Origin of the sequence: Halorubrum ezzemoulense (assembly GCF_004126515.1) — an archaeon.
In the GTDB taxonomy this organism is placed as follows: Archaea; Halobacteriota; Halobacteria; order Halobacteriales; family Haloferacaceae; genus Halorubrum; species Halorubrum ezzemoulense.
Genome location: NZ_CP034941.1, coordinates 280,322 through 297,365, shown reverse-complemented (window position 1 = coordinate 297,365; position 17,044 = coordinate 280,322). Strand labels below are relative to the sequence as shown.

The 17,044-nt window shown below is 55.6% G+C and carries 14 protein-coding genes and 1 pseudogene; 11 read left to right on the top strand and 4 right to left on the bottom strand.

Annotated elements, in window-relative coordinates; all coding sequences use genetic code 11:
- Positions 1-5 precede the first annotated feature (5 nt).
- Positions 6-143 carry a hypothetical protein gene (locus EO776_RS19130; RefSeq protein ID WP_158228723.1) on the bottom strand — a complete coding sequence of 46 codons (138 nt, stop codon included), beginning with the start codon at positions 141-143 and terminating at the stop codon, positions 6-8.
- Between the two features lie 114 nt (positions 144-257).
- On the opposite strand from EO776_RS19130, the gene EO776_RS19485 reads away from it, so the two are divergent.
- From EO776_RS19485 to EO776_RS17020, 3 genes and pseudogenes are all read left to right on the top strand, one after another.
- Entirely contained in the window at positions 258-710 is a 453-nt protein-coding gene (locus EO776_RS19485; RefSeq protein ID WP_241898014.1) for a hypothetical protein, read from the top strand.
- 161 nt (positions 711-871) lie between these two features.
- Positions 872-2,455, top strand: a pseudogene (locus EO776_RS17025) (transposase).
- A 379-nt stretch (positions 2,456-2,834) separates the two neighbouring features.
- Positions 2,835-4,058 carry a tyrosine-type recombinase/integrase gene (locus tag EO776_RS17020; RefSeq protein WP_094494802.1) on the top strand — a complete coding sequence of 408 codons (1,224 nt, stop codon included), beginning with the start codon at positions 2,835-2,837 and terminating at the stop codon, positions 4,056-4,058.
- 58 nt (positions 4,059-4,116) lie between these two features.
- On the opposite strand, the gene EO776_RS17015 is transcribed toward EO776_RS17020, so the two are convergent.
- Positions 4,117-4,545, bottom strand: a complete 429-nt coding sequence (locus EO776_RS17015) for a hypothetical protein (protein WP_086215357.1) — start codon at positions 4,543-4,545, stop codon at positions 4,117-4,119.
- A complete protein-coding gene (locus tag EO776_RS17010) occupies positions 4,545-5,426 on the bottom strand; it encodes a ParA family protein (RefSeq protein WP_094520174.1) in 882 nt (293 codons plus the stop codon). The genes EO776_RS17015 and EO776_RS17010 overlap by 1 nt, the downstream gene beginning before the upstream one ends.
- A 591-nt stretch (positions 5,427-6,017) precedes the next feature.
- Between EO776_RS17010 and EO776_RS17005 the strand changes: the two genes are divergently transcribed.
- A complete protein-coding gene (locus EO776_RS17005; protein WP_094520173.1) occupies positions 6,018-6,941 on the top strand; it encodes a dimethylarginine dimethylaminohydrolase family protein in 924 nt (307 codons plus the stop codon).
- Positions 6,942-7,404: 463 nt separating this feature from the next.
- Here the strand turns inward: EO776_RS17005 and EO776_RS17000 are convergent, their stop codons facing one another.
- The gene (locus tag EO776_RS17000) at positions 7,405-9,195 is read right to left on the bottom strand and encodes an ABC transporter substrate-binding protein (RefSeq protein WP_049933237.1); all 1,791 of its coding nucleotides are present in this window, start codon (positions 9,193-9,195) and stop codon (positions 7,405-7,407) included.
- Between the two features lie 169 nt (positions 9,196-9,364).
- Here EO776_RS17000 and EO776_RS16995 point away from each other — a divergent pair, with 169 nt between their 5' ends.
- The 7 genes from EO776_RS16995 to EO776_RS16965 all read left to right on the top strand — a co-directional run bounded on the left by EO776_RS16995 (position 9,365) and on the right by EO776_RS16965 (position 17,004).
- On the top strand, positions 9,365-10,378 hold the full coding sequence (locus tag EO776_RS16995) for an ABC transporter permease (protein ID WP_049933236.1): 1,014 nt from the start codon (positions 9,365-9,367) through the stop codon (positions 10,376-10,378).
- Positions 10,378-11,901 (top strand): ABC transporter permease, encoded by a 1,524-nt coding sequence (locus EO776_RS16990; RefSeq protein WP_080508692.1) that lies wholly within the window; start codon positions 10,378-10,380, stop codon positions 11,899-11,901. The genes EO776_RS16995 and EO776_RS16990 overlap by 1 nt, the downstream gene beginning before the upstream one ends.
- The gene (locus tag EO776_RS16985; protein WP_080508691.1) at positions 11,901-12,992 is read left to right on the top strand and encodes an ABC transporter ATP-binding protein; all 1,092 of its coding nucleotides are present in this window, start codon (positions 11,901-11,903) and stop codon (positions 12,990-12,992) included. The genes EO776_RS16990 and EO776_RS16985 overlap by 1 nt, the downstream gene beginning before the upstream one ends.
- A gap of 38 nt (positions 12,993-13,030) precedes the next feature.
- On the top strand, positions 13,031-14,365 hold the full coding sequence (locus EO776_RS16980) for an ABC transporter ATP-binding protein (RefSeq protein WP_129452693.1): 1,335 nt from the start codon (positions 13,031-13,033) through the stop codon (positions 14,363-14,365).
- Positions 14,362-14,829 (top strand): DUF7555 family protein, encoded by a 468-nt coding sequence (locus EO776_RS16975; protein WP_198943799.1) that lies wholly within the window; start codon positions 14,362-14,364, stop codon positions 14,827-14,829. The genes EO776_RS16980 and EO776_RS16975 overlap by 4 nt, the downstream gene beginning before the upstream one ends.
- 63 nt (positions 14,830-14,892) lie before the next feature.
- Positions 14,893-15,399 (top strand): DUF7529 family protein, encoded by a 507-nt coding sequence (locus EO776_RS16970; protein WP_049933232.1) that lies wholly within the window; start codon positions 14,893-14,895, stop codon positions 15,397-15,399.
- Between the two features lie 584 nt (positions 15,400-15,983).
- A protein-coding gene (locus EO776_RS16965; RefSeq protein ID WP_129452601.1) for an IS630 family transposase occupies positions 15,984-17,004 on the top strand; the annotation gives its coding sequence in 2 pieces (ribosomal slippage) (positions 15,984-16,484 and positions 16,486-17,004; 1,020 coding nt in all).
- Positions 17,005-17,044: the final 40 nt, after the last annotated feature.

The following is a 17,044-nucleotide window of genomic DNA, read 5'->3' as shown; positions in this document are numbered from 1 at the left end:
ATCGATCAGTCCTCCGTACGGTCGGCGCGCTCGTCCGGCGCGTCCGCCCCGTTTTCGTCCGAGTCCACCTCCTCTATCTGTATATCACAGCAGCTCTCATTATCATTCGACTCGCCACCGAACAGTCGGCCGAGTATCGACATACACATCGATATATCTCGATATGACTTAATTCATTTGGTGTACTGCTCAGATGTCTCGTGAACGCGCCCAGACCGACATCACATTCAAATGAACGGTATCGGCGCACTCTCTTGTTGAGTCGACGGAACGATTCGATACGCAGTAAACAGGAAAAAGAAGCTCTAAAAGCCTTTAATGAGAATTTAGTACTGATTACAAACCCAGCCCGAGCGGTTCACCCTATTCGCGACACGGCGGGACAAGCAGACTCTTTCATATTTGAAGACAAACTAAATCATATGTTGGATCAGGTAGCGGCTCTTGGAGACCAGATGGACCGCAAAAACGGGATGTTGATTGGTGAGTCGCTGAGTGAAGAGAGTAAACGCCGGCGCGACGACGTTATTGACACCGGCGCATTCGGCATGCAGGCCAGCGGGTCGGACGTGGTCTTCTTCCAAGGTGTCCTCCCGGATATCAACCGGACAGTACGGGGATCTGAGCCGATCGACAAGCAGATCGAGATGTGTCTGGATCAGCTCGAACTTATGTTAGAAACCGTACCGGGTACCTCGTGGACATCATGAAGGTTGAGAGCCAACTCGGAGACCTAGACGCGGCGGCAGCAATCCCTTTGACGATGAACAGAGTATGTTTGTAGTCATGTTGGTGTGGTAACTTTGCGATCGACCCCACCATTTCTTGAATGAGTGGTTCCGGTAGCCCTCCTTTCAAAGATGGTCCTCGCATGCAGTCTCTGTGCGAAGCGTACCAGCTGGGGATCACTATCCGAAACGAACTCAAAAAAGCCGATCTCGTCACCGCGTTCGAAGACCTCGATCACTCGATAGACACGATCGAAGACGGGTATCCAGCGTGGCATCCTGCGCCACTCTCCTTTCGCGCGATAATCCTCTCATTTGTGTTCATGAAAATAACGGGTGACTCGTACGCCGAGTTTTCTCGACGACTCACCCGGCAACCGGAAGTAGCGACTATCCTCGGCTTCAGGCGAGTACCCGATGAATCAGCGTTCTCGCGGGCGTGGCGAAATCGATTCGACGACGCGACCCACGAATACGTCCACGCTGCTGCCCATTTCGTTGTTAAAGAAATCCACGATCGCGACATCTCAGCTCCGAAGGTGCGGCCAAAGGCAGAGATCGTCGACGACACGCAAGAAGATACAGACCCAGTCGAAGACGAATCCTTCTCACAGGAGAAGATTATCCAGACGACGCGCCTCGCACGTGATCACGCCTATGGACACTTCGACTCTAGTCGGGCATCGAACGCCTCGTACGAGGACACGCAATTTTTCGAGTTACAGACGTTCATGGGGATGGTCCGCTGTGGCACCTCGCAGGGAGCGACTCGCTTCCAATATCGGCGCGGGAAAGAGTACGGACCGCATGGTGATACCCACCTCCGCGCAGTCAAACAATTTGGCCCCGAAGAACTCGTGAGGGGGTTCAACAAAACGACGGATCGCTTACTCTCGGTGATCGCCTCTGAAGCATCGTTCCGGCGTCCAGTCACAGCCGCGATCGACATCACGACTATTCCCTACTACGGATAGGTCGAAGAGATGCCGATGGTCAGCGGGACCAAGGACAGAGACGGTCGAGCGTTCAAATTCGCAACACTCTCGATCATTGGACAGAATATCCCGCTCGTTCTTGCCGTGGAACCGGTTCGAGAGAGCTCTGAGTGGGATGAGTACCCGTCGAATCAGGTCCATCGTACTGTGCGACGGCTCGTTCGACGAGCAAAAGAGCACGTTCCAATCGAGACAGTGCTGTGTGATCGAGAGTTTGACTCGATACAAGTGTTCCAGACGCTCTCAAACCTCGATGTGAACTACCTCATTCCGAAGCGGGTCTCCAGCTCCGAACGGGAGGTGCTTGACCAAATGGACAAAGACGACCAGGAAGTCGCTGTGGAGTCGGCCTCTGTCCACGTGGAATCTGGATCGCATCCAATGCGACTCCTGTACGTACCGTCGACGAGCAAAGAGGGAACGGCCGTCTTCGCGACGAATCTTCGAGTCGGTCCCGAGGAAGCCGAGACATTCTGTCAGCGCTACAGCCGCCGGTGGCAGATCGAGAGTGAGTACAAATCGATCAAAGGTGACTTTCTCGCCAAGACCTCCTCGAAAGACTACCGCGTTCGCCTGTTCTACTTCGTGTTCGCGGTACTCCTATACAATATCTGGCGGCTGACCGACTTCCTGCTGAAAGCAGGTGTCGACGAGGAGATGGACTACGCGCCTGTGATTACTGCGGGTGAGTGTGTTGAGCTCGTTGCCTCGGCGTTGATCCCGCACGACTAATCGGCTGAGCTCTCGCTGGGTCCGCCGCTCAAGAGTGACAACCGTATCCAGCAGCGCCAAAATCCACGCAATTTCGTACGCTCGTCTGGTAGTTCGAGAGTAATGATTCAAAATTGATCCCAGAACGCTCCAAATCACCACGAATTGATGCTAATCCGACCTGAAACTAGCTTATCCTCCGAAACTGCAAAACTTCTCGACCTATAGATTCTATATAGCGAAATAAGATTTATCAGACAAGTAGTGAGGCTTGATCGTATGAAAATCAGCTTCAGAAGAGCTCATACGCTATTATAGCTAATACCCGCACCTACTTTGGATTAGTGTAGTAGTCACAAGTAGATTTTTGAGGATGCCCGCTGTCGGTGAAGCTAAATCGATGGTACAGCCAACTGACGGCCCTCAACCCGGGGACACGACTAGTGGAACACCACTCGACGAGCCCCTGACCGATTTTCTCGACGCCAAGGCGAAGACACTTGGCGAGTCCGAGGACGGAACGACGCAGCGATCCGGCAATTACGTTCAAGCGCTCGAACGCGTCGTCCCGGACTGGATCGAATGGATGAATGGCCAAGGCGTGACTACCGTAGAAGCGGTCGACAGTCGTCACCTCGCCCGGTATGCCGGTCACCTCGCCCGACGGGTGAATGCCCGTCGAGCCAGCAATGACACGGACGGGATCACAGCAGCCACTGCGTGGAACTACTACTCGCTCGTCTCCGCATATCTCCGTTACTGCCAGCAGTGGGAGTACATCCCAGAGAACCCCGCGGATACCGACCGCGCAAAAGACGAAATGCCTGACCGGCCCGCAACCGACTCTAGCAAACAGCAGTTCTGGTCGACCCAGCAGCGCGAGACAATCGTCTCGTACGTCGACGAGCGAGCGTATGCGGCGATTGATGCGGATCCGCAGAGCCGAGAAGCACTCACAGCTGCCCGTGACCGGGCGCTCGTCTACGTCATCGGATTCTCTGGCGTCCGCGGTGCTGAGGTCCTCGCCTCTAGTCGCGATGACCGGCGGACGGGAATCACATGGGGGGATATCGATACTGACCAGGAGGTATTGACAGTCCTCGGCAAAAGCCAGCAAATCGAGAAGGCACCGCTGACAGATCGTCCCGTTAGTGCCCTCAACCGCTGGCAGACGCTCCTCGACCCGCCCACCGATGCGTGGCCCGTGTTCCCTTCGTTCCACCTCGCATCCCTGCGGGATGCTGCGCGAAGTCAACTTCAGGAGCGTGACGCCGATCCAGAGACTATTGACACGGTTACGAGTCTCGGCACCGCAGACCTCGTTGATGCCTTTCGTGAACGGGACCTCACCCCGCCGGCTCTAACTACGGAAGGCGGCCGATACACGCTCAAAAAGCACTCTCAGGCAGCCGCTGTGGACTGTTCAGACGACTCGAAAGCGTATCTCACCCTCCACGGCGCTCGCCGTGGCGTTGGTGAGGCGTACTACGATGCAGCGGGGTTCAGTGACGCGCAACGGGTCCTCCGACACGAGGATCCATCAACGACATCGAAGATGTATGCCCACAAGGAGGCGGGTGAACTCTCTGACGTGGGCAGCGACATTTTCTCAGCGGATGAGTAGCTATCGTCGGCCGGCTGTCCGTGGATGCTAACTGTCTAATAAACCATATACTGCGATATCATTCGAGCGCGTATCCCCACCCTTCGAGCACGTCGACAACATCATCCGTGTGTTGAAGTCCAACCAGGAGCGCTGCCTCACGGAGATCCGCTTTCCGCACGCTTTCTCCGAGTCGGCTCTCAATAATCGACTTCTGTGTCCGCTGGACGTTCAGCGTGTCTTCTTGGAGGTGGAGCTGGACCGTTTGTTCTCGCCCGTCTGTGATGCTGTTTCGGCGTAATATCCACGGAATGTCACTCCTTGCTGTGTCGCGTCCGCTATTGTCGGCGCTGCTGCTCGCTCCAGTCTCTATCTCCACCTCAGTTGTCTCTGCCTGGTCGCTTTTCGAGTCCATGTCGGACGAGGAAGCGGGTTCGACCTCCGGCTCATCGTCGTCCTCTTCCTCGTCCTCCCACCCATTCACAGTGCCCTCTTTGAATCCCCCCATCAGACGGTCACCTCCTCAGGATCGTCCAACGCGCCTGGCTCAGGCGGCGAAGGCGCCACAATGCCGCCCTGCGTCTCAAGCGAGCGAGCAATTCGATCGAACTTTGCCAGCGTCTCAACCTCGTAGTCGCGGCGTCGGCTCCGGTGCGTTCGCACAAATTCAAACGCACTACACTGGTGTCGCCAACAGCCCTCCATCATCGATGTTCGGTCGCCGATCACCTCCGGAACCTCGAAGGGCACGTCCTCGATGATCTCGTTTTGATCTCTCGTCCCCTTGAACTCGATTGGGACGGCTCCAAGCACCCCAACTTCGATATTCAATTCATCCGCGAAGTTCGTCGCAAGCTCCTCTAAGCCCTCAACGGACGCTTCTCCCTTTGCGGACGGCTCAAACGGAATGAGGAGGTTCCTCGTCGCATAGATCGCATTATAGAGATGATCTGACTCCGTTGCTGGAGGATCACAGATAAGAACATCGTACCGGTCCGGCACATCGTTCTCAACGAGGACACGCCGGAGTTGCGCGTAGATGTTGTACGCATCGCCGAAGTCTTCGGCCCGACTTTTCTCTCGTGCTAAGTGGTCTGAGAGATCTGAAAGGGTGTTGTGTTCCGGAATAATATCAATACCCTCTGCCGTCCGAATCAGATCGTCGAAGTTGCCACCCGGGTTATCGACAAGGTGTCGCACGAGACTGTCTGCTGCTGAATCACTCCGGTCGTCGTCGACGTCGAACAGCCGACTCAGGTTCCCGTCCTGTGGATCGAGCGGAATCACCAACACATCAAGCCCCGCTCGGGCGTGCGCACAGGCGATATTCGCGGTTAGCGACGTCTTCCCGACGCCGCCAGCCTCGCTGTAAACCGTGTACGAGAGCATACAGCATTATTAGAGACATACCACATAAATATACGTCAGACATTCATCTATGACTCTTATCTATCTTAGACCTCTAAGTAAGATCTCTAAATAAGACTACTGAGTAAGGTTTCATACTCAGATATGTAAGAAAGGCGTCTTTCCTAGATTTCTCAGATAGAGGGATAAGGCATCTAACACATATTTGTATGTGATATGCTCCAGGCCCAAACCCGACCTGTGATAGCTCCCCCACGACTACGGTAGTTGATCTTTTATTAGAAAAAATATAAATTTATACCGCCACCCTCAGCTGGGAATTGGCTTGGACTCAACATTTCTTCTACATGATCTTGATAACATAACCTACATTGTGTGGCGCAGTGACTGCCTCCCTCAGTATTGCTCTACTCAGTATTTTTGACGTCCTCCACTGACGCTCTAGGGGGCCCAAGTTGATACGGGTCGTTCTAATTGTGTATATTTATATAGACAGATATCACCACCAGAACTGGCTATTTGACACACTTCGCAGCCAAATTAGCAAACAAACGGCTGGAATTTCATGCGAAAGATACTGTTGCCCAAGTCTTATTAGCAGGTGATGAGGTAATGTGTCTGTTCACGATGACTGACAACCTCTACGTTGACCCGAATGCGCTTCCGCCACTTGACTCATTCTCACGACGATCCAGAGACGAATCAGTACTATTTACTACTCCGACGCATTTCTCCGTCGACTACGAGATTAATCCGTACATGGTGTCCGGCGTGGACAGTTCCACTGCGAACCAACAGTGGCACGATCTCGTATCCAGATATGAGGATCTGGCCGACGTTTCGATCATGGATGTCGACGCGGTTTGGGACGATCTTAGCGAGGTCGAAGTTGCCCCGCCCGGGGAACTCCCAGATATTACCTTCTGCTCGAATCATGCCCTTTCGCTTCCAGATCGCGACGGGTTCCTGCTCGCGCAGATGGCAACTGAAGAACGACATGATGAGCCTGCTTACTTCAAGCAGTGGTGTACCAACCGGGATATTCCAACTGAGCAGCTTCGTACGGATGTTCCGTTCGAGGGGTGCGGCGATGCCCGCTGGCATCCGGGGCGTCGCCTCCTCTGGGGTGGTTACGGGCCACGAACTGACCTCGAGGCATACCGGGAAATAGCAGACCGCTACGATGTCGGCGTCGTTCCGCTTGAACTCACTGACGACTCATACTACCATCTCGATGTTTGCTTTTCAGCTATCGACGAACAGACGGCCGTTGTGTGTCCTGACGCGTTTACTGACGCAGGCCGAGAAAAACTTGACACGTTATTTGAAACATTGATAGAAGTCTCACCAGAGGCAGCACAGGATCACTTCGCGTGTAACTGCCACTCGCTGTCAGGTGACGTCGTTGTCATCGAAGAGTCAAACCACCAAACTATCCACGCGCTCGAGTCACACGGGTATGAGACTCTCCATGTATCAACAGATGAATTTATGAAAGCAGGCGGCTCGGTGGCGTGTATGGCGTTTCCGTACTAGGCGGAAACGCGCCAGTATCGTCTGCGCTGTCGACAATAGCGATGAGTGACTCTGTTGAAATCCTTATCGAGTGATATATTTCGGCTCGGTCGAGGTCAATTCACAGATATTAAACAATGAAGAGAGAACGTTCAGATATGTATGAGACTCCGTTGTATTTGATGCTAATCGGGCTATCTCTCGTACTCGTTTTTTCCGGGCCCTCAAATGGTGCCCTTCCAGCTGTCCTCCAAGCTACCGGTGGATTAATCGCCATCAGTAGCGGTGGAGTGCTTCTCAGAGATGTGTTCAGTCACTCGACAAATAACGGGTAAGCACCCTTCAGCGACCAGCTGTTTCAGACGATAATATATCTGAAGGCCAGGATTTCAACAGAGCCCGATGAGTAAAAAAAGAGCTGCCAGCAGCGTGGTATTTATGGAGAATCGAGGAGAGCGGCTCGCGCTTTAGCGCGGGGAGGGTATCAAGGCTGTGCGTCAGTATCGATATCGACGCCAGTGTACCGGCTCAGAGCCCCTAGCTCGCCAAACTCGGGCATGTCCACCCAGTCGTACGAGAACCGTTCTGCGGCCGGGTACGCGTAGTTGATCATCGCGCAATCTTCCCAGTTGGCCTCCTCCATCTGGATGAGCGCCTCCTCCCAGCGCTCCCTGGCGGCGTCGTCGCGGGTCGAGTTCTCTTGCATCGTGTTCCACGAGTCGCGAGCGGTCTGTGAGGCCTCGGTGTCGACCCAGTTGAGCGCGACGAGCGGGTTTCCGCTGACCCCCTCGTTGTCCGTCGAGCGGGTGTTCGGCGGATACAGCAGCGCGAGGACGTTGAGCGGATCCGCCCACGACATCCCCCACTCGCCGAGCCCGGCCGGTCGGTTGCCAGCAAACTCGCGGTCAAGCAGCGTCGAGAACGGAGCCGTGCTGATGGAGACCTCGATGTGCGCAGCCGAGAGGCGGTCCCGGAGGTCATTGGAGATCTGCTCGTAGGTGGTGTCCTCGACGTTGAGAATCTCGAACTCGTACGGGTCGTCGTCGCTGTAGCCGGCCTCCTCCATGATCAGGCGGGCCTCCTCGATGTTCGACTCGTTGTATCCGTACGGGTAGTTCTCGCGGGCGTGTTCCTCCGCCGCTTCCGGGCCGCCCGGGAAGAGGGTCGCAGGCGTCATGTGATACCCCGGCTCGACTCGGCCCTTGTACGCGCTGTTGGCGATTTCTTCGTGATCCATCACCCACGCAACGGCCTTCCGAGCTGGCTCGATCACTTGGTCGTTGTTGAACAACATGAACTGCGTGCTCAACCCGGAAATCCGGAGGTAATCGACCATATCACCGTTCTGTACCGGCCCGTACTCACCAACTTGAAGACCGTTGTCTTGCGTCTCGTTGACCGTCGCCAGCTCAGGATCATATTGGGCGGTCGGGATCGAGAACGCGTCGACGTTCCGGTTCATCGCGTAGTTGTACTGGGCGTTGGTGTCTTCGATCACCTGCCAGTGGACGCGGTCGACCATTGGCGCCTCGCCGTGGTACTCGTCGAAGGCAGTCACTGCCATCTCCTCGCCAGACGTCCACGTGTCAAACTCGAAGGGGCCGGTTCCAACCGGGGACGTAGTGAACTCGTCGTACTCCATTTCACCGTCATACCCCTCGATGTCACCGACGATTCCCTCTGGAAGGACGGCAAACGTCGCGTCTGACATGATATCGAGCGCCGCGTAGTATGGTGATGACAGCGTCACCTCGACCGTCCTGTCGTCAACAGCCTCCACGGCCATCGATCCGGGGACGTACTCTCCCTCTTCGTTTGTCTCGTGTTCGATCCCAAGGTCTGAGAGCAACAGGAACGCCGACGAGGAATCTGGAGACGCTGCGACGCGTTCCCAAGAGTATACAACGTCGGCAGCCCCGACCGAACTCCCGTTGTGAGCAACTACGTCTTCAGTGAGTGTGAAGGTGTACGTCAGCCCGTCATCGGAAATTTCGTACTCAGTCGCGAGCTGGTTAACAACGCCTGACTTTCCTTCCGGCTTCCCAACAAGCCCGTCGAAAACTTGGAAGATGACCTCATTGGCAGATGAAAGGACATTTGCTGGCGGGTCGAACGTGTTGATCGACGCGTTCAACAGGCGCAGCGTTTTCTCGCCATCGCTGGTTGTCTCAGCGCTCTCATCGTTGTCTTCACCATCAGTCGCGTTTCCACCATCGTCCAACTCGTCTGGGACCTCTTCGTCGCTTCCTCCCGAACACCCAGCAACGGCCGTCATTGCTGCGAGCGCGCCAGTCGACTGTAAGAACCTTCTTCTTGTGCGGTCCGAATCGGAATTCGGCATGACTATGACAAATATGGTAGGAATTTAAATCCTGATGTGATTAGCCGTTTTTGGTGTAAGGGCAAGTATTATTACATGATAAGATTATACGATGTCCTAGCAAATGGGACGATGGGAGTATTTTCTCAAGCGCGTGCTTTTGATGGTGCCGATTGTCTTTCTCGGCACGACTGTAACGTTTCTCATCCTTCGCGTGGGACCAATTGACCCCGCGGCCGCGATCATCGGGCCAAGCGGCGACACGGAGGCGTATGCCGCTATCAGGGATAGCCTTGGACTCGATCAACCGCTCTGGATTCAGTACGCGGAGTTCATGCGCGACCTCCTGACGCTCCAGTTGGGAGAATCGTGGGTCGTTGTCCGCGGCCAGTCAGTGTGGGAACTCGTCGGGGTTTATGGCCCTCGAACCCTGTGGCTTGGGTTCTGGTCTATCCTCATCCCGATATTTGTCGGGCTCCCGCTCGGGTTCTATGCTGGGCTCAACCCGAATACGCTCGCTGACTACATCGCCTCTTTTGGCGGGATAGTCTGGCGAGCAATGCCAAACTTCTGGTTAGCCGTGATATTCGTCAGTGTCCTCACGCAATCGGACGCGTTGTTCGGATTCAGTTGGGGGGACTGGCTTGTTGAAACACAGATCGTTACCCCGCCCGACCTTTCGGGGCTGTGGGAACCGACACAGTTTCTTGGTGCGTTGAAAGCGATCCTTCCAGCAGCCCTTGTCCTCGGCTCTGCGTCCATGGGCAATGAGATGCGAATCGGGCGTACGGCGGTGCTTGAAACAAAAAACGCAAATTATGTTGAGATGGCGAAAGCGAAGGGGGTGCCCGGGAGACTCGTCGTTTGGAAGCACATGTTCCGGAACGCACTCATCCCGCTCGTTCCTGTCATTACTGGAGAGGCGTTCCTCCTTCTCGGTGGATCCGTGCTCGTCGAAACTGTGTTCGCAATTAACGGGCTCGGCTACCTCTTTTTCCAAGCAACGATTAATGGTGATGTCCCGCTTGTCGGGTCGTTGATGTTTTTGTTCATTCTGCTCTCGGTCGGGATCAACATTCTCCAGGACTTCCTGTACACCGTGATTGACCCACGTGTTGGATACGACGGAGGCGCATAATGGGAGCTGACACTGACGTCGGGTCGGGCTCGACTCGCACTGGTGAGTTCCGAGAAGAGGCTAGTCGTCCTGAGGGCGATCGCGACCTACCGCTGTCTGAACGGATTACGCGAAATCCAGGTCCCGCAGCGACGTGGGCCGCCGTTGTTGCCGTCCTCATCGCAGCCGAGTTTGGTGCGATCGTCAGCGGGTTGCTGTCAGTGCCCCCGTGGGGGTGGGTCGGCGGGCTGGTCCCAGGAGTCGTCGAACCGGTTGCGGCACTCCTCGCCACAGTCGCCGAGCGGGGAGCCGAGCTGCCGACAATTACCTCTCGCTCTGTCATCGACAATACCGGATACCAAACGCCGAGTGGCTGGGAAGGCACAACGCTCGGCCTTTCACCAGCGGTAGCGTGGGCCCTCCGGGTGGCTGTAATTTACACGTACTCATTCACCTGGCTGCTCGTCGGGTGGTGGGGGTACACGCTGTACCGGCGTCATTACCGGATTCCTGACTGGACGCCGCGTGACGACGTTGTGAACCGATTCCGCCGACACTCGTGGGGGCTATTTGGTCTCACAATCGTGTTCGCGTTTGTCGTCATGGCGCTGTTTGCGCCGGTGCTGGGTCCGACAACTGTCGATCAGAACATCGAGAATCCATACGAGAACCGCATTGATTATTACAACGATGAGACGGGACAAGTCGAATCGATTTTCGTCGGCGAAGCCAACGGTGATACACAGTCTCGCGGACAGGGCGACAACAACGTTGGACCGCTTGAATACGATCAGTACGACCGGTTCCACCCGTTCGGAACACTCCCAGACGGCAAAGACTTGTTCACCTTCATGGCGTCGGGAGCTCGGGTGTCATTGCTTGTTGGGCTCACCAGCCTCGGCATTGCCGGTGGGTTTGCGATGGTATTTGCGATGCTGACGGCATACTACAAGGGACTTGTTGACCTTGGAGTTGTGATTGCTGGTGACTCAATCCAAGCGATGCCCCAACTGTTGTTTATCATTCTCGCGTCGTTCGTCCTTTCCGACACATGGATCGCAGAGGTGTATAACGGCGGGCTCGTCCTCGCGATACTGTTCGGTATCACCGGCTGGCCGGCGCTATGGCGAGCCGTCCGTGGCCCGGCACTCCAAGTGTCGGAGCGTGAGTGGATCGACGCTGCGAAATCGTACGGGCAGCGCCCGCGAGTGACGATGCAAAAGCACATGCTACCGTACGTCGTTGGCTACTTCCTCATTTACGCCTCCCTCTCACTCGGCGGCGTTATTATCGGCATTGCGGGGCTCTCATTCCTTGGCCTCGGAATCGAAGCACCGGTACCTGAGTGGGGCCGAGCGGTGAGCGCGGGACAGCCGTATGTCGCCACGCAGTCATGGCACATCTCGCTCATTCCGGGCATTCTCGTCGTGATCATCGTAACCGGATTCAACGCGCTTGGCGATGGGGTCCGAGATGCGATCGACCCAGAGAGTGACATCGGTGACGGTGGCAACGAGAACGTCGCTGCTGGGGGTGGTGCCTGATGAGCCGACACGCACGCGATGACAACGTGCCATTGAACGCTGATGCGACATCGAGCCGTGACCTAGCGCTCGAGGTGGAAAATCTACGTACCGTTTTCCACACTGAACACGAACAGATCCACGCAGTCGACGGTATTTCATTCAATATTCGACGCGGTGAAACCGTCGGACTCGTCGGCGAGTCTGGCAGTGGAAAATCCGTGACTGCGCGGTCAATACTCGGACTCATTGAATCGCCGGGTGAGATCGATCCAGCATCCGCAATTCGATTTGAGGGAGATAACATCACGGAGTACACTGAGTCAGAGTACGAGTCGATTCGCGGCGACGGGATCGCGATGGTGTTCCAAGACCCCCTTTCGACGCTGAATCCGGTATACACCGTTGGAAACCAAATTAAGGAGGCTCTGTCGCTTCATCAAGACCTTCGTGGTACTGCGGCGACAGAACGCGCAATCGAACTGCTCGAGGAGGTCGGGATTCCGGATGCGGCCCGCCGGGTCACTGAGTACCCGCACCAGTTCTCCGGAGGCATGCGCCAGCGAGCTGTGATCGCGATGGCGCTCGCCTGTGCGCCGGAGGTCTTGATTTGTGACGAGCCTACCACTGCGCTTGACGTCACGATTCAAGCACAGATTATTGACCTCCTCATGGACATCCAGGCAGAACGCGACCTCAGCATTTTGTTTATCACGCACGACATGGGTGTCATCGCCGAGGTAGCAGACCGTGTCAATGTCATGTACGCCGGAGAGATAGTCGAATCAGCGCCGGTTGAACCGCTATTTGCGGAGCCAAAGCATCCGTACACGCGAGGACTACTGCGAAGTATCCCCAGCACTCAGACTAGTGGCGACCGCCTCGAGACGATTAAAGGCGAGGTGCCAACACCGAATGAACCCGCAAGCAGCTGTCGGTTCGCTCCACGATGCCCAAAGTCATTCGAGGAGTGTTCGGAGGTCGCACCAATCCCGACCGCTGTGGGTGACGACCCGGATCATGACGCGGCGTGTCTGCTCTATCCCGAGTCAATGACGACCGACGAGGCAGTAGCTCATCACCGGCCAGCTGATGATGGGGGCGAGCAATGAGCGGCGAGAGTTCTGGAGGTAGCGAGACCAGCCCCGAGATGCGCAATATTTCAGACAGCAACAGCACAGCTAATGACGATGTACTGCTGTCGGTCCGTGATCTAAAGACACATTATGAGGAACGCTCGTTGTTCGGCGGCGACCCGGTCCGAGCCGTGGACGGTGTTAGTTTCGATGTGAGGCGGGGCGAGACGCTCGGTCTCGTTGGTGAGTCTGGCTGTGGAAAGACGACGCTCGGGCGGACGCTCGTCCGGCTTGAGGAAGCAACCGATGGCAACATCGTCATCGACGGTGACGACATCACTACGCTGTCGGGTGATGCCCTCCAACGCTGGAGACGCGACGCACAAATCGTATTCCAAGACCCAGAATCGAGTCTTAATGACCGCCTGACGGTAGGCGAAATCATTCGAGAACCCCTGAATGTCCACAACTGGAAGACGCCCGCCGAGCGCCGACAACGCGTCAGAAATCTCCTCAAGCGCGTCGGCCTCCGTGAGGAGCACTACTACCGGTATCCGCACCAGTTCTCCGGTGGCCAACGGCAGCGCGTCGGGATCGCTCGGGCACTCGCCGTCGAGCCTGATTTCGTCGTCCTCGACGAGCCGGTTAGTGCGCTCGACGTGAGCGTCCAAGCGCAGATTCTCAACCTCTTGATGGACCTCCAAGAGGAGCTTGATCTCACGTACTTGTTCATCGCCCACGATCTTTCCGTCGTCCGCCACATCTGTGATCGCGTCGCCGTCATGTACCTCGGAAAAATAATGGAGTTCGGACCGACAGAGCAGCTGTTCCAAAAGCCCGAGAACCCATATACCCGGTCACTACTATCGGCTGTTCCAACCCCAGACCCGACGGTCGAACGCGATCGGACGACCCTTCGCGGGACACCCCCGAGTCCCCGTGATCCGCCTAATGGGTGTGTGTTCTCGACCCGCTGCCCAGCGAAGATTCGACCCGACGGCTTCGAAGAGCTATCCGAACATGACTGGGATGCGATCGAAGTGTTCCGCGAGGTGCTCCGCGAGCGCTCACGAACAGATCCATCTCTCTCCGAACGAGCCCGTGAGCTACTGGGACTTGAGACCCGGCTCCCGGATGTCGAGGAAGCCGCTGGGGAACTGTTTGCCAGCCGGTCGTTCCCTTCTGATGTACAAGAGCCAATTCAACAGTCCATCGAGGCCGCCAACGACGGGAATGAGGAGCACGCGAGAGAGATCATTACAGCAGCACTCGGTAGTGTCTGCGATCGTGAAGCCCCCTCGCTGCTGGCGACTGGCCGGACTGACAGCGGCCGATCCAGTCGCTGCCATCGCCACAAAGAGGAGTACGCTGACCCAGACGCTAGCGGATCGGATAGTCCCCAGTCGTGAGCTCAGTAGATCGATCTGATGAATGGGTCTCGGAGTTGAGCTGGGCTGAGGTAATCGCCCGGCGAGTGCTTGACGCAACGGTGTACGCACTCGTCGTAACAGCCATAGCACTCGTTGTCGGTGGTGTGATTCAGACAATTACTGGAACAGTGGCGGACGTGGTGTTGTTTACTTTCATACTCGGGATCGTTGTTCTGGGGTACGCGACGTACTGTCTGCTTCCTGGAAGGCCGTGGCATGTTGAGCACACTGAATCGGGCATGGAGCTGACTCGGCATGATCGAACGCAAACTATCGGTAGCCGTGAGGTGACTCGGTTTCAAGCCGTCGTACAGTCAGTTCCGCCGCTCAGATGGTACATGCTCCCACCGGAAGAGCGGTATTCGCCGGCGCTAAAGCTGTTTGCCGCTGGAATCTGTATCCTGTTGACATCGATCGGAATTGAAGCGCTTTTTGTTTGGTAGCTGCTAGCGGACGCGGCCCCGATGTGGAACAGACTTTTGGAAGGTGCCCACGCCCGTAGGGACATGACACGTGACGAATCAGCAGGCGTTGATACGCAAGCCCGAGAGGCCTGGAAGCGGACACTTACAGATGCCGCCGACCTTGCCGAACGTCGCGAGACAGCAGGGTGGACTGTTCTGTATACGCAGTCGAGTGAGACGACGGTCGTGACTAACCCTGATGAAAAGGAGTACGCCTTCCGCCATCTCGTACCCGATGAGGATGCCGACCAGATTAGCGACTGGGTCGCAGACGGAGACTTTCCGCAGTACGATGTTCATAGGGCCACAAAAGCTGGAACCGTCTTTCTCGTCATCGAAATCTTGGACCCCGAACAGGAGCGGTGTCTCCTCATCGCCGCCGCATATCCACTTACTGCGATTGGTGGCGTTAGCGAAACAATTGGTGACCATCCCGTTCAGACACGGATCCGGCAGCTTGACGGCACCGTCGTCGCATCATTCGAACACACTGATAGCGAGAAGTTCCTTCCGTCCGACGCAGGGGGGTTGACTGGCCGTCAAAACTGAACATCACCGGGATCGAACCCAATCGCACTCGTTTGGCTGGCCGTGATCGAAGAATCGATGTCCTGGCGTAGCCTAACAAGGACTATCGCCCGTTTTTGAGTGGGTCTCCTCAAGCACGCGGCCGCCTTCGCCGGTCGTGACAATTACTATATCACCGTTGTCCCTCCGGATAGGTGACCTCGGCCTCCAGTACAGTTCACTGTCAGTAGGGATGGAACTACTAATGTACTATGTCACCGTTTCATTGGCTCTGTTGAAACACTCAGAATTTGATATTTTACACTCCAAATCACTCAGTACAGAGGCTGAGTACAGCAGACCGAATCTGTTCTTCTAATCGATCGGCGGTGGACTACCGTTGAACTGAGTGTGAGCACCGTCAACCGATAATCTTGCCTACATTGTACTGATAGAGATACGAGCGCATACCCCCGCCTTGCCGTGAGTGACGAGTGTTCCGACAGAGTGTCGGAACCGAGGAACGAACAGGCGGGGGTCGAGCGGACATCATAGTGTGACAAGCCACCGTTCTATTGTATACTCAACGTCGAAAGTTTTGAGACACAGAAGCTCATCGTTTGAGTATGTCCAAGGACGGGAACAAGATTCCCGATCTTTCAGTTGAGCGCGTCCGCGAGCAGCTCGCGGACGAGCGTGATCCGAAAGCAATCAAACGGCTCACTACTGCACGCGAATATCTCGCTGGGCTATCTCCAGATAAGATCGAGGAAAAATACGGATGGCCTCGTCAGACAGTGTACAACTGGTTGGATCGCTTCGAAGAGCGCGACTTTGAAGACGCGCTCTACGACGACGAACGTCCAGGAAGACCGCCTGAGCTCTCTGACGAACAGTTCCAACAATTCGCTGAAACACTCAACCAATCACCCGAAGAAGCTGGATACGATGAGCCTGCTTGGTCGAGTATACTAGCTCAACAACACCTCATAACTGAGTTTGATGTTGCACATTCCCGGCGTCACGTTCAGCGACTAATGAAAGAGGCCGAGGTTTCCTGGAAGAAACCTCGGCCAGAACCAGCCTCGGCTGACGAGGAAGATCTTGAACGGTACGACGACGAGCTCAAAAAAAGTCGGGAGACGGGATGAAGACAGGCTGGTCATAACGATTGATCAGTTCAGGAAATCGGTTGGAGCTGATCTCAGATATGCGTGGTTTCCGATTGACGAGAGGCCGACAGTGAACGTGTCGGCCTCTCGTGATGGAATCAATTTCTTGGGCGGTCTCACCGAGAACGGCGAGACCATGTTTTTGGAATGCGCTGGTTCGTTCAACAAGGAAACGACGGTTCGATTTCTCCAGTCACTTCAGGCAAGATTCGGAGAGAAGCTACTCGTAGTTCTCGACAAAGGTTCCTATTTCACAGCGAAGAAAGTCAAGGAGTTTGCCGAGAAATCGAAGCTAGAGCTTCTATATCTCCCGACTGGGATGGCTAAGCTAAATCCAACCGAGGAGTGTTGGCGACAACTCAGATCAACCCTTGGTAATCAATACTTTGGAGAAATTGACGAACTTCGGAGTGAGACCCGCTCAGCGATGAAAGAGATCAATCCGCCCGGAGTGTATCAGTATCTCTGTCGGTGAGTATAGTGCCGGATTTCCCACGGGTTCACTTCCACTCCGG